Below are 26,784 nucleotides of genomic sequence, written 5' to 3' on the forward strand. Positions count from 1 at the left end.
CACGTCGCTGGCTTTCCTTCAGATCACTGCAGGGAGGCCAGCACCTCGTCGCGGGCGAGCACCATGTTGCGCAGGGAGGCCTCGGTCTCGGCGTAACCGCGGGTCTTGAGGCCACAGTCCGGGTTGACCCACAGGCGCTCCACCGGCACGTTCTTCAGCGCGGCGCGGATGAGTTCGGCGATTTCCGCCACCGAAGGCACGCGCGGGGAGTGAATATCGTAGATGCCCGGGCCAATCTCAGAGTGGAACTTCTCATCGATGTCCGCGAGCAGCTCCATGCGGGAGCGCGCAGCCTCGATGGAGGTTACGTCTGCGTCGAGCGCGGCCACGGCGTCGATGATCTGGCCGAACTCCGAGTAACACAGGTGCGTGTGGATCTGGGTGGCCGGCTTGGCGCCCAGGGAGACCAGGCGGAAGGAGCGCACCGCCCACTGCAGATAGGCTTCGCGGTCCTCGGCGCGCAGCGGGAGCAGCTCGCGCAGCGCGGGCTCGTCGATCTGGATGATGTCGATGCCCGCCTCCTCGAGGTCGCGGACTTCATCGGCCAGCGCGATGCCCAGCTGATCCGCAGAGACGGACTGGTGCACGTCATCGCGCACGAAGGACCAGGCCAGGATGGTCACCGGGCCGGTGAGCATGCCCTTAACGTGCTTCTTCGACAGCGACTGCGCGTACGCGGCCCACTCCACGGTCATGGCCGTGGGGCGCGAGATGTCGCCGACGACGATCGGCGGGCGGGTGCAGCGGGAGCCATAGGACTGTACCCAGCCGTTTTCGGTGACCACGAAGCCCTCGAGAAGCTCGGCGAAGTACTGCACCATGTCGTTGCGCTCCGGTTCGCCGTGCACGAGGACGTCGATGCCCAGGCGTTCCTGCAGCTCGATAACGTGGGCGATTTCGCGGCGCAGGGCCTCGGTGTAGGAGGCATCGTCAAGCTCGCCGGCGCGGTGGGCGGCACGGGCGGCGCGGATGTCCTTGGTCTGCGGGAAGGATCCGATGGTGGTGGTGGGAAGCTGCGGCAGGCCCAGCTCCTTCTGGGCGGCGGAGCGCTCGGCAAAGGCGGGCTCGCGTTGCACGGTGCCGGTGGGCAGCTGCGCGGTGCGCTCCTGCACGGCGGCGTCGTGGGTGCGGGAGGACTCAGCGCGGGTGCGCACGGCGCGATCCGCCTGGGCGTAGGCCTCCGGGGCGTCGAGCGGGCCGGCGCTGAGGGCCACGACCTCGGCCACCTTCTCATCGGCGAAGGCGAACCACGTGGCCACGTCCACCGGCAGGGAGGTCTCCGCGGCCACGGTGTGCGGCACGTGCTGCAGGGAGACCGAGGTGGTCACGGAGGTGCCGGCGGGCAGGGACTCGAGCTTCTCGCGCAGATCCCGCAGGTTGGCAGCCCACACGTTGCGGCCGTCGATGAGGCCCGCGGCCAAGTGGATGCCGGCCTCGCCCAGGGCGCGCACGCGCTCGAGGTAGCCGGGATCCAGCGCGAGGGTGCCCACGGAGAGATCCACCTGGGCAGCCTCGGGGCGCAGCGAGGCGAGTGCCTCGAGCCCGGCGCGCAGGGAGCCATACGGGGTGGTCAGGTAGATCTGCGGGCGCTTTTCCGCGGCGAGGATGCGAGTGTAGGCGCGGGTGAGAGCTCTGGCCAGTGTGGCGTCGTCAGCCGCGGCAAGATCGGCCACCAGCGCGGGCTCGCTGAGCTGGATCCACTCCGCGCCCGCCTCGTGCACGGCCTCGAGAACACTGAGGTAGGAGTCCACGGCGGCGTCGAGGTGATCGAGCGGCGCGGAGCTGGCGCCATCAGCCGGCTTGGACAGCGCCAGCAGGGTCACCGGGCCCACGAGGACCGGACGGATGGCGTGGCCGGCGGCGCGGGCTTCCTCGATGAGCTTGAGCACGCGTTGCGGGTGGGGCGTGAACGCCTGGTCATCGGCGATTTCCGGGACGATGTAGTGGTAGTTGGTGTCAAACCACTTGGTCATTTCCAGCGGGGCGGTGTCCTGATTGCCGCGGGCGAGGTGGAACTCGTCATCGAGGGTCTCACCCTCCACCGCGCCCACGGTCAGGGCGGTTTCGAGGACGTGATCGTAATAGGCCACGTCGGCGGGGATGGCGTAATCCTCGCTCAGGCCCAGCTCTTTCAGGCGGGCGTAGGTATCCAGGCGCAGGGAATGCGCTGCTGACTCGAAGGTCTCGGCGTCGATGGCGCCGGACCAATAGGATTCCAGGGCCTTCTTCAGCTCGCGGTGGGCGCCAACGCGCGGGTAGCCCTCGATGGTGGTGGTGGGAAACTGTGCTCTGTTCGTTGTTGTGCTCATTGTTCTTCTCCGTTTCTGGTGATGCCGACCCTGCTGAGAAGGTCCTGGGTGGTGGTGGCGTTGTTGTGTGTATAGATATGGAGGCCATCGGCGCCGGCCCGCAGCACCGCGGCGGCCAGCTCGGCGGTGAGCTGCATCCCGATCTCGTGTTCCTCGGCCGGTGAGCGTGCTGCCGCAAGCTGGTCCAGCACCCGGGTGGGCGCCTCCAGCCCCGACAGCTGGCACATTCGCTCTACCCGGGCCTGGCTGGTCATCGGCATGATGCCCGGGATGAGCGGGATGCGGACCCCGGCCAGCCGGGCCCGCTGCAGGAAGCGGCCGTAGTCCTCGGCCTCAAAGAAGAGCTGGGTGATGGCGAAGTCCGCCCCAAGGCGCTGCTTGGCCAGCAGGACGTCGAAGTCCTCGTCGGAGTTGTGGGACTCGGCATGCCCGTTGGGATAGCAGGCCACGCCCACCGCCAGCCGGCCCGCGGCCAGGCGTGCCACCTGCTGGGATTCGCGTGCGCGGATGAGCTTGACCAGCGCGTCGGCGTGCTGCAGGTGGCCAGGGGGCATGCCCGCCTCCGGCAGATCGCCGCGCAGGGCGAGCAGGCCGCGCACGCCGGCATCGACAAGCCTGTCTATCCACACCGCTAGCTCGGCCTCGGTGCCGGCGGTGCAGGCCAGGTGCGCCAGGGGGCGCATGCTCGTGTCCCGGGAGATGCGGTTGATGAACTGGGCGGTGCCCTCCAGCCAGCCGGAGCGCTGGGAGCTGGTCACGGCAATGTAATCGGGGTGGTAGGCCTCGAGGGTAGCCAGCAGGCCGTCGATCTTGGCGGCGTCGGCGTCGTGGCGCGGCGGGATCACCTCGAAGGACAACGCCGTGCGGCGCGGGGCGTTTGGCCGCGCCTCCTCGTAGGTATCGAGGGGTGCGGAGGCGGAGAGTCGCGGTGACATGGTGGCCTTCCTCCCTGGTTGAGTGCTTTTCTTAGCTGGGAAATGTACCAAGCGGTCTAGTAGCGAGGAAGCAAAAATCCAATGGTGATACCAATAAAGGGCTGGCAACTGCGGGGTTGCAGGGAATTGACGTGAATAAAAATCCCCCATTTACATACCAAGCTGTCTAGTGGGTGGAGGATCCGCCGCGGACCTGCGCGAAGTGGTGGCGGTGACCGCAGCACCCCACTACGCTGGGCGGGAGAGAATCCGATAAAGACAAGCCCACACACGCCAAAGGAGCGTTCTATGAACCCCGCCCTACTGAGCACCTCCGCCTCCCTCGCCTCCTCCCTGTGGACCAAGTTCAAGGACTTCCGCGATGAGAAGGCCCGCGAGGCTTATGACGCCCTCGAGGCCGCCGCCGCGCGCGTGGAGGATCGCGTCGACGACTTCGAAAGCGACGTCCTCCCGGAGGCCCGCCGCGAGGCCGGTGCCGTCACCAAGGCCGCACACGACCGCCTGGAGCGCGCGCTCAAGGAGATCAAGAACTACGGCGAGGAGGCCAAGGACGAGGCCACCAAGCGCTCCAAGGCCGCGCGCAAGAAGGCCCGCAAGGAGTCCAAGAAGATCAACAAGCGCGTGGAGAAGAAGCTGGCCAAGGCCACCGGCAAGAAGAAGTCCCGTAAGTTCTGGCCCATCGCCGCCATCGTGGCCCTCGTGGCCACCGTGGGTACCGCGGTGTACTACTTCTTCTTCCGCAAGGAGGAGCCTTCCGAGGTCCCGCCGCGCGTGGAGGACTTTGGCGCCAACTCCGCCACCGAGGGCTCCACGCTGGTCTACACCTCCACCACCGAGGATGACCTCAAGGAATCCGACCTCGCCGAGGAAGGCGTGGTGGAGCGCGACGAGGAACTGCTCAACTCCATCGACGAGCAGCTGGCCCAGCACCGCGCCGAGGACACCTCCCGCATCACCGATGATCGTGAGGACGAGGGCAAGCACCGCCTGCACACTGAGGAAGAAAAATAGAAAAAGCACGCAGAAGCCACTACCAACGCTGGCCAGGCTCCCCTTGCGGGGGTAAGGCTAACGTTGCCTAGATCTCAATGCTTTGATCTTTGGTCGCTGCAGCTGTTTGAATCAGCTGAGAACTATAGCTGCAGCGAACAAGGAGAATGTGAGTGAGCTTCGAGTCCCTCATTGTCAAGCTCAAGGATGGGAACACTTTCTATTTCCCGGCGGGCGCAGTGGCTGGCGATCCTTCTTCCCGCGTTGACAACCTGCGTTTTGCCATTGAGAACGGCACCACCTTCCGCTCCGTCGACGATGCCGGCGTCGAGCGCACCTTCAACGGCTACGAGGTTGCGAACTACCACCTGGCCTAAACCCCCAAAACCACTGCACTCATAAGTGCCCGCAGATAACATAATCTGCCATGGCACACCCCTCCCGCATGAGAACGTGGGCGTGGTATCTCCCCGATTCCCCTCCGCACGGCGAGACCTCGCTCATCAGCACCACCGACTGGTCGCGGCCCCGCGCGGCCACCGGCCGCCTGCTGGGGGCGCAGCGCACCGGCGTGGCGGGAGTCATTATCTCCAGCGTGATCAACGCGCCGCTCAGCGCGCTGCTCTCCGTGATCATCGGTCAGGCCACCCAGCACGCCTTTGCCACCCCCTCGTGGGCCACACTGGGGCTGCCCATCGCGCTCAGCGCGCTAATTCTCTACATCCTCTACGTCACCGAGGCCTCCGCTGATGCCTTCACGGATCTCAGCCAGGCCCGCACCACCCACACCTTGCGGCTAGGCTTGCTCGGCAGGCTGGTGGATTCCACTCCCGGCCGCCTCAGCCCGGGCCGCGTGCTCAACACCATGGACTCGGACTCCGACTACGTGGGCCAGCTCAAGCAGATCCTCAACTTCCCCGTCATGATGCTGGGCTACCTGGCCGGGGCCGTCATCAGCCTGGCCCCCATCTCCTGGGTGGTCTCCGTAGGCCTGCTCGTGGGCGCGCTTTCCACCGCGGCAGTCTCCTGGCTCACCGCCGGGCCGTTGACCCGCGCCGCCGCCGTGCGCCGCGCCAAGGATAACGTGGCGCTCTCGCTGGCCACCGACTACGCACAGGGCGCGCGGGTGCTCAAGGGCCTCGGTGCCCACTCCGTGGTGGCGCAGCGCTTCGGGGCCGCCGCCGAGGAGGCCCTCGAGGCCTCACTGCGCGAGCTCAAGCGCGTGAACGTGCTGGCCTGGCTACGCCAGATGGTGCCCGCCGTATTTTGCATCGTCATCCTCAGCTGGTCTGTGTGGCGCACCTACTCCGGGCAGATGGAACCCGGCGAGCTCATGGCCATCACCATGCTGGTTCCCCCGGCGCTGACGGTGCTGGGGCATTCCCTGGGCTTCCTCACCGAATATTGGGCGCGCGGGCGGGCCTCGGTGGAACGCATTGCTCAGCTGCTCGCCGAGCTCGCGGACACCACCCAGGCCAGCTGCGAAGCACCGCCGGCGCTGGGCCCAGGCCTGCACGTGTGGATGCCGGACACCGCCGCCTCCCGCGCCCGCGCGGAGGCCTGGACGCGCTACCTCTCTGCACACGGTGCGCTGTGCCCGCCCCACCGGGTCTCCGTGCTGGAGGGAACGTTGGCGGACAACATCAACCCAGAAGGCACTGCTAGCCCCGAGGCCGTGCGCGCCGCGCTGCAGGCCGCCTGCTGCGAGGACATCGTCACCCGCCTGGGCGGCTTCGGCCCCGAGGGCGAGCTACCCGCAGCACCCATCGGGGAGGCGGGCCTCAACCTCTCCGGCGGTCAGCGCCAGCGCGTGGCGCTCGCCCGCGCCCTGGCCGCGGATCCGGAGGTCCTCGTCCTCGATGAGCCCACCACGGGCCTGGATGCGTTGACCCTGGTGGAGGTGGCCACGCACGTCAGCGCGCTGCGCGCCGAGCGCGTCACCGTGGTGATCACCTCGGCGGCCACGTGGGCCGCCCACGCCAGGGAGGTGGTGGTGCCGTGAGCTCGCGAGCCGATGCACTAGCCCCCGCCTCGCCGCGGGAATCCTGGCGCTTTGTGTCCACTCTGCCCTCCGCGCCCCGCCGCGGGCAGCTCTGGCTCATCACCGGGGTCTTTGCGGTCACCATCGTCATGATGAATCTTGCCTCCCAGGTGCTGGGCCGCGTGGTGGACATCATCCACGGCATTGAGCTTCCGGTGCTGGGCACGGGCCGCGAGGCCATCATCGGCGCCGTGGCGATCATCGCGGCCTCCATGCTGGTGGAGGTCACCGGCCAGGTGCTGGGCGGCTATCTCATCAACGCCCACACCCGCCGCCTGGCGGTGGATCTGCGCCGCGCGGCACTCGACGCCGTGCTCACCGCCCCGGTGCCCTCCATCATGAAGCTGGGTACGGGCAACGTGATCACCCGCCTGTCCAAGGACATCGACACCGTCACCACCACCGTGTCCATGATTGGCCAACGCCTGGCCATCACCGTGTTCATCTTGCCCATCACCATGGTGACGGTGCTGTTTATCCACCCGGCCTACGCGCTGATCTTCCTGCTGGTGGGCGCGCTGATGTACCCCTTCATCAGGGTCACACTGCGCGATATCCCCACGGTGACCAACGAGGTCTCCTCCGCGGAGGCGCGGCGCAACTCCGTGCTGCTCGATACCATCCGCGCCCTGGATACGCTGCGGGTGTTTGCCCTGGACGGCTGGGCGCGCCGCCGCATGGAGCGTTTCTCCTGGGACACCGTGCAGGCCTGGGGTGACAAGATTCCGGTGATCAACCGCATTATCGGTCAGGGCTCGCTGGCCTTCGGCACGCTGCTGCTGGGCACCCTGGCGATGTCCGTGCCCATGGTCTCCTGGGGCTGGGTCACCCAGGGCCAGGCCGCCGCGGCGGTGCTGCTCATCATGCGCCTGGAGGTGCACGTGTTCAACGTCCTCTTCTTCGCCGGGGAGATCCAGCACGCAGCCACCGCCCTGGGCCGCGCCGTGGCGCTCGCGCTCATCGATGACAGCGAGAAGGCCGCCGCACCTCGGGCACTGCACCACGCACCCGCCGTGCGCGTTGAGGATCTCAGCTTCCACTACCCCGGCGGGGCGGAGGTGCTCTCCGAAGTCTCCCTCACCCTGGCCCCGGGCACCACCACCGCCCTGGTGGGCACCTCGGGAGCCGGCAAGTCCACGCTGGCCGCGCTGGTGGCGGGCCTGCAGTACCCCACCGCGGGACGCATTCTGCTTGACGATGTCCCCACCGCCGAAGTTCCCAACACCTGGCTCACCGCGCACGTCGCGCTCATCACCCAAGAGGTGCACCTGTTTTCCGGAACCCTGCGCGAGGATCTCCTGCTGGCCGCCCCGGGGGCGAGCGACGCGCAGCTGTGGTCCGCGCTCAGCACCGTGGGCCTGGACGAGTCCTCCCGCTGGCTGCCCGAGGGTCTGGACACGAAGATCGGCGCCGGTCACGAGGAGATCGGTGCCGAGGCGGCCCAGCAGATCTCGCTGGCGCGGATGATTCTGCGGGATCCGCCGGTGCTCATCATGGACGAGGCCACCTCGGAGGCCGGTTCCGAGCACGCCGCGGCCCTGGAGGCCGCCGCCCGCGCCGTAACCCAGGGCCGTACCAGCCTGGTGGTGGCCCACCGCCTGGACCAAGCGCGGGAGGCGGATCGCATCATCGTCATGGAGCACGGGCGCATTGTGGAGGACGGCACGCATGCCAGCCTCATGGAACTGGGCGGGCGCTACGCCGCTGCCTACGCGCAGTGGGCCCGCGGGTAGCAGCGGAGCCTGGCGGTCTTATCCTAGAGGGCATGCATCTTTCTCCCTTGTCTGAAGCAGACCGCACCTATCTCGCGCGCATCAACTTCCTCACCGATACTTTCGGTGACGAGCACGCGGAGCTCACCGAGCAGTTTGAGATCGACTTCGAGTACTACCTCGGGGACTGGGAGCCCGCGCGCGGCGGTTTCATCGCCTGGGAGGGCCACATCCCGGCCGGCGGCGTGTGGCTGAACTGGGGCACGGAGGACAGCCACGGCTACGGTCACGTGGCCGAGGGCATCCCGGAGCTGGCCATCGCGGTGGAGCCGCGCTTCCGCGGCCAGGGCGTGGGCACCATGCTTATCGACGCCGCCACCGAGCTCGCCCGCGAGATGGGCGCGCCCGGCATCTCACTGTCCGTGGCCCTGGCCAACGAGCGCGCCCACCGCCTCTACGTGCACATGGGCTTCGTCGCCGTGGGCGAGAGCCAGGGCCACGTGGTGTTGGTCAAGCGCTTTGACTCTGACGCTGACGAGGACGGGAACGAGGCTTAATCCCACAGAGTCGAACCCCCAGAGTCGGATCCAAAAAGCTGAACCTGGATAGCTGAACCTGCTGGTGGCTTTCTTCGCATCGGAACTCGCCGCGCTTGGCGACGTCGAGGTTCAGCTATCCAGGTTCAGCTATCCAGGTTCAGTCTTCTAGGACTTCCCAATCGGAGCGAAGACACGCGCACGGCACAGCCACCAGACGCGCATGTATCACTTAAGCCACAACCTCCCTTTACCTGTTTAAACGGGTAAAGGGAGGTTCTAAGTTGTGGAGCATAGGGGAATCGAACCCCTGACCTTTGCATTGCGAACGCAACGCTCTACCAACTGAGCTAATGCCCCAAGAGCTCATCGCTCAACAGATAGTAAGCGTACTCCTGCCGGTGGAGGGGAGAAAAATCAGCCTCCTTTTGGGTGGCGGTGGGAGCGTGGGGTGACGGCACGGGGCGAGGATTTATGTCATCTTGTTCACATTGATTAACAATTTTCACTGCTGTTGCGTGTCACGTGGGCTTTTCTTCCGGCGGGCGGGCCACAATGAGTGGTCCGTCAAAGTTTCTCCGGAAGGTTGTCATGCGCAGAATTCTTGCCACCGCACTCGCCTTTGCCGCCGCAGCCGCACTCCCGGCTACAGCCACCGCCCAACCACTGCCCGCCCTGCCGGCGCCGAAGCTGCCCAACGTGCAGCAGGACCTGCAGGAAGGCTTCGACCGCGCCCAGCAGGATTTCTACAACGCGCTGCCCAAGGAGCTACAGAACAGCCCCGTGTTTGCGGGTTCCTCGCGCACGCCTGCCTCGCCCAAGCCACAGCAGCCCCGCAACGCTCAGACCGCAGGGCCGAATAAGCAGTCCGTGGCGGATGAGACCTGCTCCAACTGCGTGGCCATCACCTACGACGACGGCCCGAGCGACCTCACCCACCAGCTGCTCGATACGTTGAAGGCAAAGCAGGCCCACGCCAGCTTCATGGTGCTGGCCCCCAACGCCAACTCCCACCCAGACCTTCTGCGCCGCATGAAGGCCGAGGGCCACACCGTGGGCAACCACACCGCCAACCACCAAGAGCTCACCAAGATCTCCCCCGGCGAGGTGGATACCGAGATCAAGGCGGGTACCGCCGCCATCAAGGCCGCGACCGGCAATAACCCGCGCTGGATGCGCCCGCCCTACGGGGCCACCAGCGGCACCGTGAAGGCCGCAGCCAAGGCCAACGGCCAAGCGCAGGCCCTGTGGTCCGTGGACACCGTGGACTGGCAGGACCGCAACTCCCAGCACGTGTGCGCTGCTGCCGTCGAGGGCGCGCAACCGGGCGCCATCATCCTCATGCACGATATCCACCCCACCACCGTGGAGGCAGCGGACTGCGTCATCGACGGGCTGCGCGCCAAGGGGCTGGAGCCGGTAAACCTTGATACCCTCGTGCCCAACCCGGTGCCCGGCACCGAGTACTACCGCCGCTAGAGTCACCCTCGTTGCCCATGATTGATTTCTCCGCGCCCGCTGACGTCGTCGCCCCGCAGCTGCTCGGGGCGGTAATCCACCACAAAGGTGTCAGCGTGCGCATCACGGAAGTGGAGGCCTACCTGGGTAAAGCCGACGAGGCCTCCCACACCTTCCGGGGCCAGACCCCGCGCAACGCAGCGATGTTTGGCCCGCCAGGCAGGCTCTACGTCTATGCCTCGTACGGGATCCACCGCAACGGCAATATCGTGTGCGCGCCCGAGGGCACGGGCCAAGGATGCCTGCTGCGCGGCGGCGAGGTGATTGACGGCGTGGAGGCCGCCCGTGCGCGGCGCGGAGACACGGACTTTTTCAACCTCGCGCGCGGGCCGGGAAACCTGGGCAAAGCCCTCGGGCTGACCCTGGAGGATAACGGCACGCCGGTGCAGCTCACGGAAAGGGATGAGGAGCCGGAGTGGGTGCGCGGGCCGCGCATCGGGATCTCCAAGAACACCGAGGCCGCCCTGCGCTTCTGGATCCCCTTTGATAAGAGCGTGTCTGCCCGCCGGGGCCTGCCGCGCTAGTAGCGCCCGCCGTAGCGCTCGTCGTTCTCGATGGCCTCAATGATCCGCCGGTTGATCTCGTGCAGCTGGCAGATCTGCTCGTGGCTCAGGTTATCCACCACGCTGCGGCGTGCCTGCGCCGCGTGGCCGGGGGCGGTAGCGAGGACCTTCTGCCAGCCGGCGTCGCTAAGCTGCGCAATCGTGGTGCGGCCATCGTGCGGATCGGGGTGGCGGCTCACCCAGCCTTGTTTTTCCAGGCGGCTGACCACCTGGCTCAGCCGGGAGAGCGAGCCGTTGGCGGTCAGGGCGAGATCCCGCATGCGCATCTCGCGGTTCTCGGCCTCGGAGAGCCGGGAGAGAACCGTGTACTCGAAGAAGCTGAGGCCGGCGTCATCACGCAGCTGGGCGTCAAGGACGTTGGTCAGGCGGATGCTCACGCTCATGAGGGAGACAAACGCGGAAAGTTCATCCTCGTCGAGCCACGGTTCTTGCTTCTCGGACATGGTCGTTGATTCTAGCAATGAACGGTTCAGCCCTAAAGCATTCAGGCGGCTGGGAACCCAACAGGCCTAAGCGAGGGCCTCCCGCACCAACTGCGCTGCCTGCGACGGCGTCTTGCCCACCTTGACCCCGGCGGCCTCCAGCGCTGCCTTCTTGCCCTCGGCCGTGCCCGAGCCGCCGGAGACAATCGCCCCGGCATGGCCCATGGTCTTGCCCTCCGGGGCAGTAAAGCCCGCGATGTAGGCGATCACCGGCTTGGTCACGTGCTCCTTGATGTACGTCGCAGCGTGCTCCTCGGCGTCGCCGCCGATCTCGCCGATCATGATGATGGCCTTGGTCTCCGGATCATTCTGGAAGGCCTCGATGGCAGAAATGTGCGTGGTGCCAATGATGGGATCACCGCCGATGCCCACGCAGGTGCTAAAGCCGATGTCAGACAGCTCGTACATCATCTGATAGGTCAACGTGCCGGACTTGGACACCAGGCCGATGGGCCCGGGATTCGGCGCGGTATCGGCCGGGATGATCCCGGCATTAGACTGGCCCGGGGTGTACAGGCCCGGGCAGTTGGGGCCGATGATCCGGGTGGAGGATTCACGCGCTAGGGCGTAGAGCTCCGCGGTGTCCTTGACCGGCACGCCCTCGGTGATGATGACGGCCAGCTCGATGCCCGCGCGGATGGCCTCCTCGGCGGCGTCCTTGGTGAATTTTGCCGGCACGAAGATGACGCTGACGTTGGCGCTGGTGGCCTGCATGGCCTCGCGCACGCTGCCGAAGACGGGGATCTGCTGGCCCTCGATCTCCACGCGCTCGCCGGCCTTGCGGGGGTTGACCCCGCCGACGATGGTGGAGCCCGCGGCCAGCATGCGGCGGGTGTGTTTCATGCCCTCGGAGCCGGTCATGCCCTGGACGATGATGCGGGAATCCTGGTTAAGAAAAATTGACATGTTTACTCCTCATTCGCCAGCTCAGCGGCTTTACGGGCCGCGGCGTCCATGGTGGGTACTTGCTCCAGCTTGGGCAGGTGGGCGCGCTCAAGAATGCTCCGGCCCAGCTCCGCGTTGTTGCCGTCGAGGCGCACCACCAGCGGCTTGGGCTCCACTCCCTCTGCAGCGAGGATCTTGTAGGCCTGCACGATGCCCTTGGCCACCTCGTCGCAGGCGGTGATCCCACCGAAGACGTTGACAAAGACGGACTTCACCTGCGGATCTCCCAGGATCACCTCGAGCCCGTTGGCCATGACCTCCGCGTTGGCGCCGCCTCCGATGTCCAGGAAGTTCGCCGGCTTGGGCTGGTTGGGCAGATCCTCTCCGGCGTAGGCCACGACGTCCAGGGTGGACATCACCAGCCCCGCGCCGTTGCCAATGACCCCCACGGAGCCATCGAGCTTGACGTAATTGAGCCCCATCTTCTGGGCCTTGAGCTCCAGCGGGTCCGTGGCGCTGTGATCCTGGAGCTCAGCGTGCTCGCTGTGGCGGAAGGCGGCGTTGTCATCGAGGCTCACCTTGCCGTCGAGCGCGATCATCTCCCCTTGCGCGGTCTTGACCAGCGGGTTGACCTCCACCAGGGTGGCGTCCTCTGCGGTATAGACCTGGTAGAGCTTCTTGAACACGGGCACCAGCGCGGCCACGTCTGCCTCATCGAACCCGGCCTCGTAGGCCATATCGCGGGCCAGCGTATCGGTCATCCCATCCAGCGGGGAGAAGCTGCGCTTGATGAGTGCCTCGGGGCGCTCGGCGGCGAGCTTCTCAATCTCCACGCCGCCTTCTTTGGAGAGCATCGCCAGGTAGCGGCGCTTGGTGCGGTCCAACAGGATGGAAAAGTAATACTCCTCGGCGATCTCCGCTCCCTCAGCCACCATCACCTTGCGCACGGTGTGGTCCTTGATCTTCAGCCCCAGAATCTCATCGGCCTTCTTAGCGGCCTCGGCCGGGCTGTGCGCCAGCTTGACTCCTCCGGCCTTGCCGCGCCCGCCGGTTTTCACCTGCGCCTTGACGACGACCACCGGGGTCCCCAGCTTCGCCGCCGCCTCCTGCGCCTGCGTGGCTGAGGTGGCAACGATGCCGCGCAGCGTGGGCACGCCGTGTTGTTCGAAGAGGTCTCGAGCTTGGTACTCGTAGAGATCCACTGTCCCTCCCATTGTTGCAGTACGTGGTGCTCCCAAGAATTGCGAAAAGGCGACAGCGATGCAAAATACTTCGCACCAATCCTGCAAAGAATATTCACAGGCAAAGCAACGGGGCACAATCCGCCCCCAAGCAGGCACTTTGCACGGGCTCGGCGGAAAGCATTTCTTCACCACATTCGCGGTTGGGGGCACCCGCTGTCATCTAAGAAGCCGTTTAGCGGATCAAGGGCGGAGCTTTTTCTTGTGGACCGCAGTAGCGAACTTCGCCATCGTCCAGCATCACGATCCAATCGCATTTTTGGGCAGTATCCATCGAATGCGTCACGATTATCCGGATTTCCTTCTCCCCACAGGGCGTAGTGAGAAGCCACCTCCGAAGCTCGGAGAGTCCCTGAGTATCCAACTCGGACTCGGGTTCGTCGACCACAATGACGTCACTATCGCTATGATGCGTTTCCCGCGCTAAAGCAACTCGTTTCCATTGCCCTCCGGACAAATCCGAAAACTCGTCCTGTTCGGAGGCATTGTTTGGCCGAAGATTCTTTTTCACAGTCAGATCCTGCATCGACCTGCTAGCCATGAGAGCCAAAGCATCTTTGCTCACTACTGGAGGGTTATCCAGTTCGATATTCTCAGAAAGAGTTCCTGTAAAGAACTTTGGGTCTTGGGGAACATAACGGATATCGCGTCCGGTAGCCACGTGAACGGCACCAGACTGTGGCACGCGAACCCCTGCAATAATCTGCGCTAATGTACTTTTTCCAGAGCCATTTGGCCCCACGATTGCAGCCGTTGTACCCGCTGGGATTTGGATGCTGACGTGCCTCAAAGCCGTCTTCACAGCATGCTCGTGCCCATTCGCGAATGCGTAGCACACATCGTCTATGAGAACGTCATACCGATCACCAGCGGCGAGTTCACAGCCCTTTCCACTCGATTCTTGTGGCAACTCCGCCTCCATGGCGTGGGGCGTCACTAGCGAATCTACCCAACGACGAACTGCCATATCAGTCGAATGCAACGACGCTGCTGTATAGAACGCCATGTCTGCACCGCCGATGATTCGAGGCGTAAGGAACAACAGTGCGGCAATCTCAGGCACACCGTAGGCGCCATAGTGGAGCATCATGAATCCGGCTAAGCCCAGGCCGGCGAGCACTAGAACGAGCCCTGAACAGCTCAACATGAAGCTTTGAACGAGAGCTCTGCGTTGCGGATTCACCCACTCCCGGGCATGTTTCACAATGTGCTTGCTATACAGCTGCTGTGCTCCGAGTAGTCGAAGTTCATCGGCGCCCCTCCCCATTGTTAGACAATCTATTAACTGATGAGCTCTAGCCAACTTAGATGCTTCGGAATCGGCACTTCGCTCAATCCGCGATTGTGCAACAAACCCAATTGCCGCCTGCCCCAGGCTCAACACCACTGGGATGAGCAACCACGGGCTAATAACCCATGCAGCGACAACAATTGACGCGAAGCTTGCCAGATTAGAAAGCGCCACAAACCAGCTGTTCAAACCCCTCCCAACGTCACCACGCCGCTGATTGACAAGTGCAAGACTTTTCTGTCGAGCGGAATTCTCAAAGTCCTCTAGAGATGTGGCACCTGCCATGGAATCTAAAGTCGCTGCATCACTGTGATTATTAAAAACGTCAACCACGTACAGGCGTGCATTTGTTCCCGCGGCCGCGAGAGTAGTAGACATCCCGGTCAATACGGCCAATACCACGCCAGCAGTTAATGCCTGAATAGGGCTTCTCTCTAGGATTTCCCTGGTAATCCACTCAATCAGCCACACCTGAACGACCAAGAGAAAACTAAAAACGATTTCAGCAGCAGAAATCGCCATGTGCTTCGGCGCTAACTTCCACCCCTGCACAAAGAGAAAGCCCATTCGTTGCAGCGGCGTATCAGGATACTTGCGCATGGAACCTGCCTCCCGAAATCTCCACCACTCGATCCGCGTACCGCGTTTCTTGCGCATCGTGAGTACTGAAGACGACAATGAGCGACGGGTTTTGCTGCCTAATCGCGTTCAAATGCTCGAAGAAATCACGCGTCGCCGCAGTGTCCAAGGACCGGCACGGCTCATCTAAGAGAACAGCACCGTCGTGCTCTGCGGCATGGAGAAGAGTACGCACCAAGTGCAGACGTTGCCATTGCCCACCAGACAAGCCCTTGCGGGGATCAGCATCAAAGTTCACCAGCTCGCAGAGTGGGAATGCTCGTGGCGGTGTTTCGCTCTTCAAAAAGCTGTCTCTCAAAGGCAATGGAAAGCGTGGGGGATCCTGAAATGCCATTACCGGCGTTCCGGCCACACAAACTTCACCACTGTCCGGAACAAGCAAACCAGCACAAAGAGATAAGGCTGTTGACTTTCCCGCCCCGTTCGCACCAGTCAGGGCAACTAACTCGCCCGGCAGAACTTCCAATGAAGCATTGACAAGAATAGGCTCAGACTGCCGACTGTAAGTCACGTTTTTCATTGTCAATCCGACGGGCTCAGCTATCGGCGAGTTAGCTTCTCGGTGATCCTCTCGGACAAACGACAATCCACTGGAGATCTCCCGCAACACTCGCGTGGACTTTGCAAGAGCAACTCCGGAATCACCGGTTGGCCCCAACCCCTCAAGAGCGAGCATCAGCGGAATAGTGCTCGCTACCAATCCCAGTGAAACTGTGCCTGATAAAGACTGGGAGATAACAACAGAGCAACTAATCGCAAGTGCAACTACCTCAGCTACGTTGCTGAAGATGAGCGGTATCAACGCTTTCTGACGTACCTGAAGTGACATCGCGGAAACCTCGCGCGCTCGCTTTCTAAACAGAGACGAAAGAAAGCCAAATGCACGCAGATGGACAAAGTCAACTCTTCCGGCATGAGCTTGGGATACTAGATCTTGGGCGTAGCTATTCTTTGCCGATATGTCCTCTGGCTCTACTTCAAGCCAACGCTGGAAATAATGTCCATTCACAATGAATGCCATTGCGAGCAACATCGCACAAACAATATTCCACTGGATCAAAAAGAATAACGCAACCAATGAAGTAAGCCGCATCTTGAATACTTCGCCAGCCAGCGCAATGCATTCACGAAACCACCATTGCTGGGTATCGCTAACGAAAGCACGAGGTGTGTAGTCAGGCCTGCCCACAAGCATTGGCACGTGTTCCAACGCCTTCACTTGAAGATCTAGCTGAAGCCCTTGAACTACATAATCAATAAGAAGCGGGCCAACAACGGCACATACGACGATCCCCCCAACAAGAGCTGCATCAAGAGCGGAAACTTCTCCCGTGGCTACGAAGATGTCAATCACTCTTCCAGCGACCGGAAAGAAGGCGATCGAAACAACTGCCACGGCACTAGTCAGGACAACAAACAGACTTCCTCGGAAGGGATAAAGCCGTATCAGCTGAAAAGCCCATGCGAGACCTGAGTTGGTTTCAAGGACGCGAGTTCGAACCTCGATAACTGATGTTTTTAATTTTTCAATCGTACCCAACTATTGCACCTCACCACTAGTGAAATGGATAAGGGGGTAGAGTCTTAGCTCTTGCTAATAGTTCCAATCCACGAGAATGACTGCCATTTTTCCTAGACAGCTCCTCAAATAAACTAGAAAAACCACGGACACCGAAAAACGTCGGGATTAGAACCTTTGCACAGTTGAACGCTTCATCAAATTGCCCATTCAACTGAACGCTTCATCAAATTGCCCATTCAACCCGTACAAACGCATACCGTCGTAAACAACTTTTTCGTCTATTTGACAACGTAGCTTCGCTTGTTCAAAAGTTTCCAAAGCTTTTTCATACTGGCCTGTTTTAATAAAACAATCTATAACAAGCTTATGGGCACCATAGAAGTCAGACTCACATCTAGCCGACTGCAATGCATAGTCAACTGAGCCCTCAAAATCTCCAGAACGGAATAATAATCGAGCCATATTTAGCAAGGCGACAGATTCGAGATGCACCAAGTGATGGGACCGCTCTTGTCCGCCCTTTGCTTGTGCAATTGATTCCAATGCTAAGCGCTTCGCCAACATCCCGTCTTTAACCTTCATCGCCGCTAGCGCAGCAGCATTGAGCAAAAAGGTTCTGTCCTCCAACCCAAGTTCCTTCTGCTGTTCTTGCGACATCCACGGCAATAGAATGTCAAGAGCCTTCTTTGAATTCTGCAAGTTGGTCGGAAAATATCGGGAATAAAACGTAGAGACAAGTACGTCCAATTCCAACCGATCTGAAATAGATAGAGCCTCCCTATCTATAGATTGCAGGGTATCCCACCCTTCCACAGTCCTTGAATTGATCTGTAGTAAAGATGCTTTTAGGAGCAACAGCTCAGGAGACAGCGCGGTTCCGCGCTGTTCATGAAACAGCAATAAAGCCAAAGGATTAACAGGATCACCAGCAACCGATAGTTTTAGCAACTGATGCATATCGAGCCCGGTTTTAGAAGTGGCACTAAATCGCACAATTCTTGAGGGCGACTTGGACAGATCCTCTACCACTTCAAAGTCCGCGGTTGCATTCAGGAAGGGGCGTTCAACTCCAATTTGTTTTGGAATCGGTTTACTATTCACAAATAATGAAGCCGCAGCAACCCATGCCGCAACTGCACTTTTTTGTATTTCCAACTGGTCATTTTTACAAAGCTCGAAGCGACTAAATGCGTACTCAATTTCCTCCGGTTCAGAGGCCAAAACCACAGCAGCAACGCGTGAATAGATCGCTTGCGGAGGAAATATCCTACCCCCAGTCCGCTTCTGGTGATTCAATCCCACTCTTTTAGTGCGCAATACCGCTCCACAGGATAGATTTTGCTTCTCTTGACCCGCGTGCCGTGCGTTTCCTTCTTCAGGCCATATTCGACTAGGCGATAGATATTTTAAGACAGGATTAAATTCAACCATGGCTGCCCCAATCATAAAGGGAGCGCCGGCGATTCCCGGCGCTCGAGTTAGTTACTTGCAGTGACGGTATGCGGGCGCGCAGCCCATAAAGGCTTCGTCCAGCAGCAGCTCTTCGAGAGTTGCGTGTCTCATAGTCCCTCCTTTCTTTGCTGTATATCATAGTTATACTCTCACGTGTTTTATAACACAATAGCCTACGGGCATATAAAACTCGATGAGCTCATTGATGGCCCGAGCTTGCCAAGTAAATGCGCTTCGGGTTTAACCGTGGGTAGTACCGGCTCAATACTGAAAGCGTTAGCAGCATGAAGTTCGGCACGTTCACATATACGCAACTGGCGAATCTTCCCAAGTTTGTTTATCCAATGACTCTTTGGACTCGGAGCCGAGACACTTGCCGAAGTTGCCACAACTGTCCACCACACCCGAATCACGTTCAATGACTGGCTCAAACAACGCACCTACCGCAGCTGCCTTACCCCAGAACAAGTACCCACATGGGTAAACACCAACCAAAAATGGTGGTACACCCACCGCAATGCCCGCAGAGCACTACGACGACTAGAAAAGCTGCTCAAAGCAGGCGAACTCTTCGTCTTCCTTACCCCACCCCAAGGCACCACCACTGACCTCAAGTCCACCACAAACCTCCTAGAAGGAGGAATCAACAAACAGCTCAAAGACCTCGCCGGCAAACACCGCGGCATGTTCGACGAACACCAACGCATCACCATGGACTGGTGGCTCTACCACCACACCCCATCACCAAGACCACCACTCGAGCTAGCCAAAGAACAAGACTTCGGCCGCCTAGGAGAACAAGCCGCACACCAAGCCTGGCAACAAGAACAACAGCAACGCTACGGCAGCCCCGACGGACGCCCAGCAACCTACGACACCGGCATCGACCAAGAATGGAACCCCAGCATAGGCATCAGAAAGGGCTGGGCCGGCAAAGGCTAAATCCACACAAAATGTCCCTTAAGATGACACGCCGCAAATCCACACAAAAGGCCTCTTAACCCGGAGACGCTGGGACAATTCGGCACACACGAACACCCTCCAGCCAGAATGACTGGAGGGTGTTTTCCTGTGGAGCATAGGAGAATCGAACTCCTGACCTTCTGCTTGCAAAGCAGATGCTCTACCAATTGAGCTAATGCCCCATTGTTCCTGGTGGGCCTAGCTGGAATCGAACCAGCGACCTCATCGTTATCAGCGATGCGCTCTAACCGACTGAGCTATAGGCCCCTAGCGGAACGAGTAGTAACTCTACATAGAACCCTCCACAGAACACAAATCGCATGGTCAACCATGGTTTTAATACGGTTTGCACGGGCGGCAGGCGCACGCCTATCCGCCCGGCGATTCACGCGCGTGATGTGATGATAGGCACTATATTGATACAGCATTAGCCACAACACATAGGAGGCGTTCTATGACGACTTTTCTGCCGCATGCGGTGAACCTCTCAGAGTGGAGAGACTTCCTGGCGCAGAACTTCGCCTCCTTGCGTACCGCCGAAGCACCCAACGCCCAAGACTTCAGCGCCGCCTTTGAGCGCAGACTCGTGGGCAACATCGAAATCTATGACATCGCCACCGAGGCACACACCCTGGAGCGCTCCCCGCAGCTCATTAGCCGCGATGCGCCGCGTGACGTCAAGATCTACCTGCAGCTCACCGGGACGAGCATCGTGGAGCAGGGACCGCGCTCCTGTTCCTTGCGGCCGGGAGAGCTCACCATTTTTGTTACCCACCAGCCCTACGTCGTGCGCTTCCCCCAATCGCAGACGGGGCTGCTGATCAAGTTCCCGGCCTCCCTCGTCACCGCCACGGTGGAGCTGATGGAAAGGATTTCCACCACGGTTATCAAGGATTCCGAGGGTATGGGCGCCGTGCTCATCCCGGCGCTGCGCGCTTTGGGTAGCGCGCCTGAGCTGTCTGCCGACGCCCTCTCCGCGCAGGCCCTGGAGCATCTCCTGGAGGGGGTCGTGCTGGCCGTCGCCCAGCAGCAGCTCTCCCAGCACGAGCGCATCGGGGACCAGCTCTTTGTCAAGGCCACCGAGCACATCGACCTCAACCTGGGCGATCCGGAACTCAGCCCCAAAACCGTGGCCGACGCCCTATTTGTCTCACTGCGCAACCTGCAAAAGCACTTCGCGGATCATAATCTCACCGTGACCAGATTTATCCGCTCCCGCCGCTTACACATGATTCGGCGCGACCTAGCCAACCCGAGCTTTCAGCACCTTTCCATCATGGACATCGCGGAATCACACGGGGTGACCGACGCCAGCTACATGTCGCGCTCCTTCAAGTCCGAGTTCGGGCTCAGCCCGCGGGCGTACCGGCTGCGCGCGGCCGGATGATTGTCCACCACCAGTTGCTTCACCACACCGGCACACAGCTCGCTCTACGGTTCAGCACAGGCCTTTATACCCCATAGGGGTATAGTCGGACTCGCGCGGCGGTCTCCCGATCGCCCACGACTATGTCCGATACAAATTCAGCGAAGCCAAAACAACGAGTATTCAACAACGTTTAAGGAGTGAGCAATGACCAAGCCTTTCGTCGCCACCGCAGCCGCAGCCGTCCTCGCCGCAGGCCTTAGCGCCTGCACCCCGCCCAACGAGAACCCCTCCCCCGGCACCTCTGCCCAGGAGACCGCCGCCAGTGAGGGGAGCACGAGTACTGCGGCCGAGGGCCATGACCAGGGCTCCAGCCACTCCGGACACGAGGGAATGGAGCACCCCACCGACGGCGGCCCCGTCCCCGCCGGGATGCAGCCGGCGGCTGACCCCGCCTTCCCGGTTGGCTCCACCGTTACCCTCAACACCGACCACATGCCGGGCATGGAGGGGGCCACGGCCACCATTGATTCCTCCACCGACCAAACTGTGTACGTGGTTGACTACGAGGCCGACGGCACGCAGTGGAAGAACCACAAGTGGGTCGTGGAGGATGAAATCCAGCCTGCCTAATTAGCCCTAATTAACGCGGCAGGAAGCGCGACAGAAGGCCAGACAGGTCGAGCGCACCGATCTGATTAGCCAGGCCGACCAGCGCGATGATCGCCGAGATGACCCCCAGGGCGATGTTGATGCCCTTGACGGCCTCCGGGTTGTCGCTGCTCAGGCCGATGCTGATGCCGCCCTTGCCGTAACCCAGGTCCGGCTTGCCGGCAAGCGGCTCGCTCTCACCCGGCTTCGGCTCCAGCAGGCCGGTGGCGCGCTCGCCATCCTTCGGGGCGCGGTAGAGGGTCTGCTTGTACCAGAGGTTCTTGGTGGAACCCTGGGTGACAAGTTCCGAGCCATTCACGGCCGCGAAGAAGTGCTCATAGCCCTTGCCCGGGGTGTGCACGCCACCAAAACCCCAGACCGTGTGCCTCGGATGCAGAAGGTGGACGAGGTGGCCGTTCGCAGTCGACCACTCACCGTTGGCCTGCTGCAGCGCCTTGAGCTCGCCCTTGCCCCAGCTATCCATGATGGCGGTGCGCATGGTGAGCGTATTGCCCATAGCCAGAGACTCCACCTCCGGAGCGCGATCGCCGCGGGTGGCGCTTGCCGTCTCGGAGCCGTCCGGGCGGACGTGGCCCCACACCCCGGTGATCTCCACCGCACGCTGCACTGCGATCCAGTTGAGATCTTGGTCGATCTTGATGTCCTGGTACTGCTCCTTGGTGGTGATGCCTTCCTGGCGGGCGGCATCCTGCAGCGTGCCGTTGTAGGGGTCAAAACTGTAGCCCTTGAACGGCGGGTTGACGTCCCACATGTAGCCGCGCAGCTCCTTGAGGGCCTTCGCGCCCTCAATCGTGCCGTTGGAGGGGTTGTAGATGTAGGTGCCGCCCACGAACTGATCGCTCTCAACGTTGAGCTCAACGCCGGTGGTGGGATCCGGGGCCGCCTGGGCAATGGCCGGCATGCCGGCCACGATCAGTGCCGAGGCGGCGACGGGGGCGAGGAAGCGGCGCGCAAAGGAAGACATGGATTCTCCTGGGAAAGAGTGAGGGAGCGAGACAGAAAATGATGAAACACAGGGCTAGCTTGGTGAAGTACAGCGTTAACCTGTAGTTTCACAGCAAATCTTAACTCTGCTTCGCGGGAATATCAGGAAAAGAGCATCGATCTTCACTCCCTACTCCCCCAGGTAGAGTGTGAGATTAGGCCGCCTTCGGCAGGGCCTTGGCTGCACGCAGCCGGTTGATGACGCGGCGGGCAGTCATGATGCCGGATTGCAGTGCGCCGTCGACCACCACGCCGCGCCAGCCCGGGGCAAAGTCCGCGCCGGCGAAGTGCAGGGCGGAATCGGAGTTGATGAAGTGGCTCCACCCGTCAATGAACTGGCCCTTGCGCAGGGTGGCCCAGGCTTGCTGGGTCCACTTATCCTTCACCCAGTCGTGGCCGGTGCAGTCCACTGCCTCAACATCCAGGTCCCAGGTGTCCATGATGCGCTGGGCATCGGCAACGTCATTGATGTCCACGTTGTTGTGGTTGGCACCGAAGCCCACCAGCACGGTGGTCTTTTCCCCGTTGTCATCCTCCAGGAAGTACTCGGAGCGGATGAGGGACATGGGCTTATCGGAGCCGGCGTAGCCGATGATGCGGTGGTGGCCCTTGATCTTGATCCAGATCTTGGCGCCCTCCGAGTTCCAGCGGGCGTCGATAACGCGCTGCTGCTCCTCCGGCAGGGCCGGGTCGAACTCGATGTTGCCCAGCGCGCCCAGCGGCACCGTACAGATCACCGCGCTGGCTTCCTTGACCTCCCCGGATTCGAGGGTCACGCGCACGCCCGAGTCACCGTGCTCGACCTTGGTCACGGGGGTCTCCAGGTGGACGGGGCAGCGTAGATCCTCGCGGATGGCCTCGTAGATGCCGCGCATACCGTTGTCCAGCTTGTAGCGCAGGTTGATTTCGTCGACCAGCTTGTGGCTGTGATCCGAGAGTGCAGCCCACTGCTTGGCCATGAGCGAGGAGCCCGCGCGCGGCTCGCCAATGTAGGCCGCCGCCCAGAAGCCCTCCACCATGTCCTGCAGCTCCTGCTCCACGCCGGCCTCCTCCAGAATGTCCATGACGGACTTGTGGTCGAAGGCCTTGAACTCCTCCACCTGGGCGGGATCCGCGCCGAACTCCTCGCGCAGGATGGCCAGCGGATCGTGCGGGTTGGGGAAGAACTCATCGGAGTGCTTGTAGATGATGTCCAGCGCCGGCATCATCTTCTCATCGGCCTCGGCTTCCGGCGCCGTGTGCACCTCGCCCTGGGTCACCCAATAGGCCTGGTTATCCGCCGGGCTGGTGTGAATGCCCTGGTTGTAGCGCGTGACCTCGCTCCAGATGTAGGGCTGGAACCAGTGCACCCACGTCGCACCCATTTCCAGCGGCAGGCCCATGCGGTCATCGGTCCACGCGCGCCCTCCAATGCGGTCGCGCGCCTCGACGATTTCGCAGCTGATCCCGGCGGTCTGTAGCTCACGGGCGGCAACCAGCCCGGAGAATCCGGCTCCAATGACAATGACGTGGGGAGAATTCATCACTCTTCAGTCCTCTCTCGCAGAATATGAGTTGTATCTCTTCTGACTCCTTATTGTGAACTGGATTGCGCGACGCGAGTTGTCCTGAGACGGCCAGAACTTGGCCAAAAACGCCAAACGCGCCCGGGGTCACCGGGCGCGCTGGGTTGAGGTACGAGCCTTCGCGTGCGAGCTACTGGGCGTCGCTCAGGCGAATCTTGAAGCCGCCGAAGAGCTCCACGATGGCGTTGTAGATCACCGCCAGCAGCGGCGAGAGCAGCGTCATGAGCACCGCCATGATGGCGCCGATGAGCGCCGCCATGGACAGCACCACACCGAAGGTGACCTGGAAGCCACCGCCAACCCCGCCGACCAGGCTATTGAGAGAATCCCAAATGCCCACCTGGTCCAAGCCGACGTACAGCAAGCACACCGCCAGGATCCACGCAACGAGGCCGACGAGGGACATCGCCAAGCCCACGCGGAAGGCCGACATCGGCGAAATCCGCGCGAGGGTTAGTTCTCGTCCGACCATGAATTACTCCTCGTCCTTCTTCTCATCCTTCTTTTCGGCACCATCGCCGTCAGCCTTGCCACCCTTGTGGTGTTCCTGCTTGACGTCCTCGATGGTCTTCTCGCCCTTGGCCACGGCCTCGGCGTTTTCCTCACCATCGTCCTCGACGTTGCGGTCGATGGCAAGCAGCTCGACGTCCTCGGCCAGGTTGACCAGGCGCACGCCCATGGTGGCGCGCGAGCTCGGGCGGATCTGGTTGACCTCGGTGCGCACCACGCCGCCGGCGGAGGTGATGGCGAAGATCTCGTCGTCCTCGTCCACGGCGATGGCGGAGATGAGCTTGCCGCGCTTCGGGGTGTACTTGAAGGTCATCACACCCAGGCCGCCGCGGCCCTGGCGGGTGTACTCCTCGATGGCGGTGCGCTTGCCGTAGCCGCCGGAGGTGGCCACGAGCAGGAACTGGCCGTCGTTGACCACGGACATCGACAGCAGTTGGTCATCGCCGCGGAAGCGCATGCCCTTCACGCCGGCGGTGGCGCGGCCCATGGGGCGCAGCTGGTCATCGTCGGCGGTGAAGCGGATGGCTTGGCCCTGCTCGGAGGTGAGCAGGATGTCATCGCCTTCGTCGACAAGCTGCGCGCCGATGAGTGCATCGCCCTCGTTGAGGTTGATGGCGATGAGCCCCGCGGAGCGCGCGGACTCGTAATCGGTGAGGCGGGACTTCTTCACGCGGCCCTGCTGGGTGGCCAGCACCAGGTAAGGAGCGTCCTCGTAGGACTGGATCTGGATGACCTGGGCGATCTTCTCCTCCGGCTGGAACTCCAGCAGGTTGGCCACGTGCTGGCCGCGGGCGGTGCGGCCTGCCTCCGGCAGCTCATAGGCCTTGAGGCGGTAGACGCGGCCGAAGTTGGTGAAGAAGAGGATCCAATCGTGGGTGGAGCAGACAAAGAAGTTCTTCACCACGTCGTCCTGCTTCAGCTCGGCGCCGCGCACGCCCTTGCCGCCGCGCTTCTGCGCCTTGTAGGCATCCACCTTGGTGCGCTTGGCGTAGCCGGTGGAGGTGATGGTGACCACGACGTTTTCGCGGGCGATGAGGTCCTCATCGCTGACGTCGCCGCTGGCGGCCACGATCTGGGTGCGGCGCTCGTCGCCGTAGCGCTCCACGATCTCCGCGAGCTCGTCGTGGACGATGGCGCGCTGGCGCTCGTCGCGGGCCAGGATGTCCTTGAGGTCGGCGATCTCGCGCTCGATTTCTGCCAGCTCGTCGACGATCTTCTGGCGCTCCAGGGCGGCCAGGCGGCGCAGCTGCATGGCGAGGATGGCGTCGGCCTGGACCTCGTCGACGTCGAGAAGCTGCATCAGGCCCTCGCGCGCCTCATCCACCGTGGGGGAACGGCGGATCAGCGCGATGACCTCATCGAGCATGTCCAGCGCCTTAACCAGGCCGCGCAGGATATGGGCGCGCTTTTCGGCCTCATCGAGGCGGAACTGGGTGCGGCGGACGATGACCTCGATCTGGTGAGCCACGTAGTAGCGCAGCATCTGGTCCAGGCGCAGGGTGCGCGGGACACCGTCGACGATGGAGAGCATGTTGGCGCCGAAGGAGGTCTGCAGCTGCGAGTGCTTGTAGAGGTTGTTGAGCACCACGCGGGCCACGGCGTCGCGCTTGAGGGTGACCACGATGCGCATGCCGACGCGGTCCGAAGACTCGTCCTCGATCTTGGCGATGCCCGCGATCTTGCCGTTGGCAACGGACTCCGCGATGTTGGAGATCATGTTGTCCGGGTTGACCTGGTAGGGCAGCTCGGTGATCACGATGGTCTGGCGGGAGCCCGCCTCCTCGATGGAGGTCACACCGCGCATGCGGATGGAACCGCGGCCGGTGGTGTAGGCGTCCTTGATCCCCTGGTCGCCCACGATGAGGCCGGCGGTGGGGAAATCTGGGCCCTTGACGTACTGCATGCAGGCCTCCAGCGCTTCCTCATCGCTGGCCTCGGGGTGATCAAGCAGCCAGTAGATGGCCTCCGCCAGCTCGTTGAGGTTGTGCGGCGGGATGTTGGTGGCCATGCCCACGGCGATGCCGCCGGAGCCGTTCATGAGCAGGTTGGGCACGCGTGAGGGCAGGATGACCGGCTCTTGGGTCTTGCCGTCGTAGTTGGGGGCGAAGTCCACCGTGTTCTCGCGGATATCGCGGACCATCTCCATGGCCAGCGGGGTCATGCGGCACTCGGTGTAACGCATGGCGGCGGGGCCGTCATTACCGCGGGAGCCGAAGTTACCCTGGCCGTCCACCAGCGGGTAGCGCATGTTCCACGGCTGGGCCAGGCGCACCAGGGTGTCATAAATGGCGGTATCGCCGTGCGGGTGGAACTGACCCATGGTGTCCGAGACAGGGCGGGCGGACTTCACGTAGCCCCGGTCCGGGCGGTAGCCAGAGTCATACATGGCGTAGAGGATGCGGCGGTGGACCGGCTTGAGGCCGTCGCGCACCTCCGGCAGGGCGCGGCCAACGATGACGGACATGGCGTAGTCGATGTAGCTCGACTCCATCTCCTCGTTGATGTCGATGGGTTGGATGCGATCAAAGAGATCGCCGTTGTTGTCACTCATAGGGCCGAATTCTACCTTCTGTGGCCCTCTGCGGCCGGATCCCCCGCGCAGACGGTA

General features: G+C 62.2%; 21 protein-coding genes, 3 tRNA genes and 1 pseudogene. 10 read left to right on the plus strand and 15 right to left on the minus strand.

Annotation, left to right across the window (positions count from 1 at the left end):
- Positions 1 to 23: 23 nt before the first annotated feature.
- Both metE and Q4E25_RS05905 read right to left on the minus strand, forming a co-directional pair.
- Entirely contained in the window at positions 24 to 2,309 is a 2,286-nt protein-coding gene (gene metE / locus Q4E25_RS05900; RefSeq protein WP_303155082.1) for a 5-methyltetrahydropteroyltriglutamate--homocysteine S-methyltransferase, read from the minus strand.
- Positions 2,306 to 3,244, minus strand: coding sequence for a methylenetetrahydrofolate reductase (locus Q4E25_RS05905; protein ID WP_303155085.1), 939 nt, complete (start codon positions 3,242 to 3,244; stop codon positions 2,306 to 2,308). Before Q4E25_RS05905 ends, metE begins: the two co-directional genes overlap by 4 nt.
- Before the next feature lie 288 nt (positions 3,245 to 3,532).
- Between Q4E25_RS05905 and Q4E25_RS05910 the strand changes: the two genes are divergently transcribed.
- The 5 genes from Q4E25_RS05910 to Q4E25_RS05930 all read left to right on the plus strand — a co-directional run bounded on the left by Q4E25_RS05910 (position 3,533) and on the right by Q4E25_RS05930 (position 8,544).
- On the plus strand, positions 3,533 to 4,255 hold the full coding sequence (locus Q4E25_RS05910) for a hypothetical protein (protein ID WP_303155087.1): 723 nt from the start codon (positions 3,533 to 3,535) through the stop codon (positions 4,253 to 4,255).
- Between the two features lie 152 nt (positions 4,256 to 4,407).
- On the plus strand, positions 4,408 to 4,611 hold the full coding sequence (locus tag Q4E25_RS05915; RefSeq protein ID WP_303155088.1) for a hypothetical protein: 204 nt from the start codon (positions 4,408 to 4,410) through the stop codon (positions 4,609 to 4,611).
- A 50-nt stretch (positions 4,612 to 4,661) separates the two neighbouring features.
- Positions 4,662 to 6,236 carry an ABC transporter ATP-binding protein gene (locus Q4E25_RS05920; RefSeq protein ID WP_303155091.1) on the plus strand — a complete coding sequence of 525 codons (1,575 nt, stop codon included), beginning with the start codon at positions 4,662 to 4,664 and terminating at the stop codon, positions 6,234 to 6,236.
- On the plus strand, positions 6,233 to 8,008 hold the full coding sequence (locus Q4E25_RS05925) for an ABC transporter ATP-binding protein (protein WP_303155093.1): 1,776 nt from the start codon (positions 6,233 to 6,235) through the stop codon (positions 8,006 to 8,008). The genes Q4E25_RS05920 and Q4E25_RS05925 overlap by 4 nt, the downstream gene beginning before the upstream one ends.
- Positions 8,009 to 8,040: 32 nt before the next feature.
- Positions 8,041 to 8,544, plus strand: coding sequence for an N-acetyltransferase (locus tag Q4E25_RS05930; RefSeq protein WP_303155096.1), 504 nt, complete (start codon positions 8,041 to 8,043; stop codon positions 8,542 to 8,544).
- A gap of 266 nt (positions 8,545 to 8,810) precedes the next feature.
- Here Q4E25_RS05930 and Q4E25_RS05935 read toward each other — a convergent pair.
- Positions 8,811 to 8,883: transfer RNA gene (locus Q4E25_RS05935), tRNA-Ala, on the minus strand.
- Between the two features lie 231 nt (positions 8,884 to 9,114).
- On the opposite strand from Q4E25_RS05935, the gene Q4E25_RS05940 reads away from it, so the two are divergent.
- Together Q4E25_RS05940 and Q4E25_RS05945 are read left to right on the plus strand one after the other, a co-directional pair.
- The gene (locus tag Q4E25_RS05940; protein ID WP_303155098.1) at positions 9,115 to 10,002 is read left to right on the plus strand and encodes a polysaccharide deacetylase family protein; all 888 of its coding nucleotides are present in this window, start codon (positions 9,115 to 9,117) and stop codon (positions 10,000 to 10,002) included.
- A gap of 17 nt (positions 10,003 to 10,019) precedes the next feature.
- Positions 10,020 to 10,565: a DNA-3-methyladenine glycosylase gene (locus Q4E25_RS05945; protein ID WP_303155100.1), complete on the plus strand. Its 546-nt coding sequence runs from the start codon at positions 10,020 to 10,022 to the stop codon at positions 10,563 to 10,565.
- Here Q4E25_RS05945 and Q4E25_RS05950 read toward each other — a convergent pair.
- The 6 genes from Q4E25_RS05950 to Q4E25_RS05975 all read right to left on the minus strand — a co-directional run bounded on the left by Q4E25_RS05950 (position 10,562) and on the right by Q4E25_RS05975 (position 18,095).
- Positions 10,562 to 11,047: a MarR family winged helix-turn-helix transcriptional regulator gene (locus tag Q4E25_RS05950; RefSeq protein ID WP_303155103.1), complete on the minus strand. Its 486-nt coding sequence runs from the start codon at positions 11,045 to 11,047 to the stop codon at positions 10,562 to 10,564. The two genes, Q4E25_RS05945 and Q4E25_RS05950, sit on opposite strands and share 4 nt — an antisense overlap.
- 66 nt (positions 11,048 to 11,113) lie before the next feature.
- Positions 11,114 to 11,992: a succinate--CoA ligase subunit alpha gene (sucD, locus tag Q4E25_RS05955; RefSeq protein WP_303155106.1), complete on the minus strand. Its 879-nt coding sequence runs from the start codon at positions 11,990 to 11,992 to the stop codon at positions 11,114 to 11,116.
- 2 nt (positions 11,993 to 11,994) lie between these two features.
- Positions 11,995 to 13,173, minus strand: coding sequence for an ADP-forming succinate--CoA ligase subunit beta (sucC, locus tag Q4E25_RS05960; protein ID WP_303155109.1), 1,179 nt, complete (start codon positions 13,171 to 13,173; stop codon positions 11,995 to 11,997).
- 214 nt (positions 13,174 to 13,387) lie between these two features.
- On the minus strand, positions 13,388 to 15,160 hold the full coding sequence (locus Q4E25_RS05965) for an ATP-binding cassette domain-containing protein (protein ID WP_303155111.1): 1,773 nt from the start codon (positions 15,158 to 15,160) through the stop codon (positions 13,388 to 13,390).
- Positions 15,087 to 16,682: an ATP-binding cassette domain-containing protein gene (locus Q4E25_RS05970; RefSeq protein WP_303155113.1), complete on the minus strand. Its 1,596-nt coding sequence runs from the start codon at positions 16,680 to 16,682 to the stop codon at positions 15,087 to 15,089. Before Q4E25_RS05970 ends, Q4E25_RS05965 begins: the two co-directional genes overlap by 74 nt.
- A gap of 189 nt (positions 16,683 to 16,871) precedes the next feature.
- Positions 16,872 to 18,095 (minus strand): tetratricopeptide repeat protein, encoded by a 1,224-nt coding sequence (locus Q4E25_RS05975; RefSeq protein ID WP_303155114.1) that lies wholly within the window; start codon positions 18,093 to 18,095, stop codon positions 16,872 to 16,874.
- Positions 18,096 to 18,509: 414 nt separating this feature from the next.
- On the opposite strand from Q4E25_RS05975, the pseudogene Q4E25_RS05980 reads away from it, so the two are divergent.
- A pseudogene (locus tag Q4E25_RS05980) lies at positions 18,510 to 19,058 on the plus strand (IS256 family transposase); the annotation flags it as partial.
- 130 nt (positions 19,059 to 19,188) lie between these two features.
- On the opposite strand, the gene Q4E25_RS05985 reads toward Q4E25_RS05980, so the two are convergent.
- Positions 19,189 to 19,261: transfer RNA gene (locus tag Q4E25_RS05985), tRNA-Ala, on the minus strand.
- Positions 19,262 to 19,269: 8 nt separating this feature from the next.
- Positions 19,270 to 19,346 (minus strand) — tRNA-Ile (locus Q4E25_RS05990).
- Between the two features lie 187 nt (positions 19,347 to 19,533).
- On the opposite strand from Q4E25_RS05990, the gene Q4E25_RS05995 reads away from it, so the two are divergent.
- Both Q4E25_RS05995 and Q4E25_RS06000 read left to right on the plus strand, forming a co-directional pair.
- Positions 19,534 to 20,466, plus strand: coding sequence for a helix-turn-helix domain-containing protein (locus Q4E25_RS05995; RefSeq protein WP_303155117.1), 933 nt, complete (start codon positions 19,534 to 19,536; stop codon positions 20,464 to 20,466).
- Positions 20,467 to 20,652: 186 nt separating this feature from the next.
- A complete protein-coding gene (locus Q4E25_RS06000; RefSeq protein ID WP_303155134.1) occupies positions 20,653 to 21,078 on the plus strand; it encodes a YdhK family protein in 426 nt (141 codons plus the stop codon).
- A gap of 10 nt (positions 21,079 to 21,088) precedes the next feature.
- Here Q4E25_RS06000 and Q4E25_RS06005 read toward each other — a convergent pair whose 3' ends face one another.
- From Q4E25_RS06005 to gyrA, 4 genes are all read right to left on the minus strand, one after another.
- Positions 21,089 to 22,081 carry a hypothetical protein gene (locus Q4E25_RS06005; RefSeq protein WP_303155135.1) on the minus strand — a complete coding sequence of 331 codons (993 nt, stop codon included), beginning with the start codon at positions 22,079 to 22,081 and terminating at the stop codon, positions 21,089 to 21,091.
- Between the two features lie 175 nt (positions 22,082 to 22,256).
- Positions 22,257 to 23,624: an NAD(P)/FAD-dependent oxidoreductase gene (locus Q4E25_RS06010; protein WP_303155136.1), complete on the minus strand. Its 1,368-nt coding sequence runs from the start codon at positions 23,622 to 23,624 to the stop codon at positions 22,257 to 22,259.
- A 172-nt stretch (positions 23,625 to 23,796) separates the two neighbouring features.
- Positions 23,797 to 24,138, minus strand: coding sequence for a DUF3566 domain-containing protein (locus tag Q4E25_RS06015; RefSeq protein ID WP_303155137.1), 342 nt, complete (start codon positions 24,136 to 24,138; stop codon positions 23,797 to 23,799).
- Between the two features lie 3 nt (positions 24,139 to 24,141).
- Positions 24,142 to 26,727: a DNA gyrase subunit A gene (gene gyrA / locus Q4E25_RS06020; protein ID WP_303155139.1), complete on the minus strand. Its 2,586-nt coding sequence runs from the start codon at positions 26,725 to 26,727 to the stop codon at positions 24,142 to 24,144.
- Positions 26,728 to 26,784 lie beyond the last annotated feature (57 nt).

The sequence above is a fragment of the Corynebacterium sp. genome (genome assembly GCF_030532325.1).
Lineage (GTDB): Bacteria > Actinomycetota > Actinomycetes > Mycobacteriales > Mycobacteriaceae > Corynebacterium.

What these genes read in the sequence shown, in the direction of transcription:
- metE (WP_303155082.1), bottom strand. Translation starts at nt 2,309, where the DNA reads ATGAGCACAACAACGAACAGAGCACAGTTTCCCACCACCACCATCGAG.
- Q4E25_RS05905 (WP_303155085.1), bottom strand. Translation starts at nt 3,244, where the DNA reads ATGTCACCGCGACTCTCCGCCTCCGCACCCCTCGATACCTACGAGGAG.
- Q4E25_RS05910 (WP_303155087.1), top strand. Translation starts at nt 3,533, where the DNA reads ATGAACCCCGCCCTACTGAGCACCTCCGCCTCCCTCGCCTCCTCCCTG.
- Q4E25_RS05920 (WP_303155091.1), top strand. Translation starts at nt 4,662, where the DNA reads ATGGCACACCCCTCCCGCATGAGAACGTGGGCGTGGTATCTCCCCGAT.
- Q4E25_RS05930 (WP_303155096.1), top strand. Translation starts at nt 8,041, where the DNA reads ATGCATCTTTCTCCCTTGTCTGAAGCAGACCGCACCTATCTCGCGCGC.
- Q4E25_RS05940 (WP_303155098.1), top strand. Translation starts at nt 9,115, where the DNA reads ATGCGCAGAATTCTTGCCACCGCACTCGCCTTTGCCGCCGCAGCCGCA.
- Q4E25_RS05945 (WP_303155100.1), top strand. Translation starts at nt 10,020, where the DNA reads ATGATTGATTTCTCCGCGCCCGCTGACGTCGTCGCCCCGCAGCTGCTC.
- Q4E25_RS05950 (WP_303155103.1), bottom strand. Translation starts at nt 11,047, where the DNA reads ATGTCCGAGAAGCAAGAACCGTGGCTCGACGAGGATGAACTTTCCGCG.
- sucD (WP_303155106.1), bottom strand. Translation starts at nt 11,992, where the DNA reads ATGTCAATTTTTCTTAACCAGGATTCCCGCATCATCGTCCAGGGCATG.
- Q4E25_RS05965 (WP_303155111.1), bottom strand. Translation starts at nt 15,160, where the DNA reads ATGCGCAAGAAACGCGGTACGCGGATCGAGTGGTGGAGATTTCGGGAG.
- Q4E25_RS05975 (WP_303155114.1), bottom strand. Translation starts at nt 18,095, where the DNA reads ATGGTTGAATTTAATCCTGTCTTAAAATATCTATCGCCTAGTCGAATA.
- Q4E25_RS05995 (WP_303155117.1), top strand. Translation starts at nt 19,534, where the DNA reads ATGACGACTTTTCTGCCGCATGCGGTGAACCTCTCAGAGTGGAGAGAC.
- Q4E25_RS06000 (WP_303155134.1), top strand. Translation starts at nt 20,653, where the DNA reads ATGACCAAGCCTTTCGTCGCCACCGCAGCCGCAGCCGTCCTCGCCGCA.
- Q4E25_RS06005 (WP_303155135.1), bottom strand. Translation starts at nt 22,081, where the DNA reads ATGTCTTCCTTTGCGCGCCGCTTCCTCGCCCCCGTCGCCGCCTCGGCA.
- Q4E25_RS06010 (WP_303155136.1), bottom strand. Translation starts at nt 23,624, where the DNA reads ATGAATTCTCCCCACGTCATTGTCATTGGAGCCGGATTCTCCGGGCTG.
- Q4E25_RS06015 (WP_303155137.1), bottom strand. Translation starts at nt 24,138, where the DNA reads ATGGTCGGACGAGAACTAACCCTCGCGCGGATTTCGCCGATGTCGGCC.
- gyrA (WP_303155139.1), bottom strand. Translation starts at nt 26,727, where the DNA reads ATGAGTGACAACAACGGCGATCTCTTTGATCGCATCCAACCCATCGAC.